A 1,515-nucleotide genomic window follows, 5' to 3' on the forward strand; every position below is an offset into this window, starting at 1 on the left:
CCTATCGGCCGGGCAGTTCGAGATGATGTTCACAGCGGAAAAGTATTTTCGGTTCATGATTAATTTGATCTTACCTTTCGGGATTTTATTCGAGATGCCGCTTGTGGTCATGTTCCTGACCAGATTAGGCATAATCAATCCAACAGTGTTGAAAAAGTCTCGTAAGATTTCTTATTTCGTCCTGGTTGTCATCTCGGTCCTGATTACGCCTCCAGATATAATTTCGGACATTTTGGTCATCGTCCCTTTGCTTGTGCTTTATGAAGTGAGTGTACAGCTGTCCAATATGGTTTACCGAAAAAGGCTAATGAAAGATGAGACGGCATTACCTGTTACATGAAATGGCTAATCCACAACCTAAGAAACATTTCTTGGGAAATAGTCATTGAACACTAAAAAGTTGAGGGGCATATTCCTCAACTTTTTTATTGCGAAATAATAATTGAAGGGACTAATCAGGAGGGATCATATATTATTCTGCATACGTAAACAGTTTTCTTAGCCAGTTTTTTTGATATCGGACTAATTCTACTGAAAGGAGAATAAAAATGGCCTTCTCCTTATATAACCCTTTGGACATTTAAATCATTTATTTGAATGTACTCAGGATACTTAAAGGCTTCTGAACAGCGTTAAGTTGTACAAATAAATAGTGAAAATGAGCATCTTCAATTTTTAAGGGGGATGTTTTATTTTCTTTATTAAGAAGGAGAGAGGATTCTGGTTAGCGAATTATTGTAATCTTGAACCCCCAAATGCATACTTCGTAAAATCATTCAAAAATATCGAAAGGGAAAAGCTTCGAATAAAATTGTTGTAAGAGGTGAATGTGTATCTTATGGTTCAAGTATAAATATATATTTAGGGGGGAAAAAGCATTATCAGAATATCGAACGGGATGGTGAGAAGTTTATGAAGGATATAGTGAAAATTATCGCAGGAAACATTTCCATGACCTTTGCCTATGCTTATTTAATCGTTCCCAATGAAATTATCAATGGCGGGGTAACTAGCTCGGCATTATTATTGAATGCATTATCGGGTTATAACATTGCCATGCTAGCCAATTTCGTTACAGGTTTACTGTTAATCATCTGTTTAGTTTTTCTAGGGAAAGAATACTTTTTTAAGTCGATCGTAAGTTCGCTTAGCTATATGGTTTTTTTTAATTTTTTTTATTCATTGAAGATTGATTTCGATATGAATATCGCGATAGTGATTATCATTTCGTCCATTTTGATAGCGATAGGATATTATTTATGTATAACAGCAAATGCCTCCACTGTTGGCTTTGACGTGATCGCCTTAATTTTACATCATAAAAATGAAAAAATAGATATTGCGGCGACAATAAGGATTATCAATCTTATCGTACTGATATTGGGCCTTCTTGTTTACGGTTATACATCGATCGTTAAGGGAATTGCGTTTACATTGCTTTTTTCATACCTTCTAAAGAAAATGCTGGATAGGAAGCAGAATACCGTTAAATTAGCAATGGAAAGTGTGTTAGAT

The 1,515-nt window shown here is 35.0% G+C and carries 2 protein-coding genes; both read left to right on the forward strand.

The window, feature by feature from the left end:
• Positions 1-340: twin-arginine translocase subunit TatC (tatC, locus tag ACFVSH_RS26525; RefSeq protein ID WP_387708799.1), on the forward strand; the 340-nt coding region annotated here is incomplete at its 5' end.
• A gap of 572 nt (positions 341-912) precedes the next feature.
• Positions 913-1,515, forward strand: a 603-nt coding sequence (locus ACFVSH_RS26530; protein WP_387708801.1) for a YitT family protein, incomplete at its 3' end; no start/stop codon positions are given.

Origin of the sequence: Peribacillus sp. NPDC058002 (assembly GCF_042886655.1) — a bacterium.
In the GTDB taxonomy this organism is placed as follows: Bacteria; Bacillota; Bacilli; order Bacillales; family DSM-1321; genus Peribacillus; species Peribacillus aracenensis.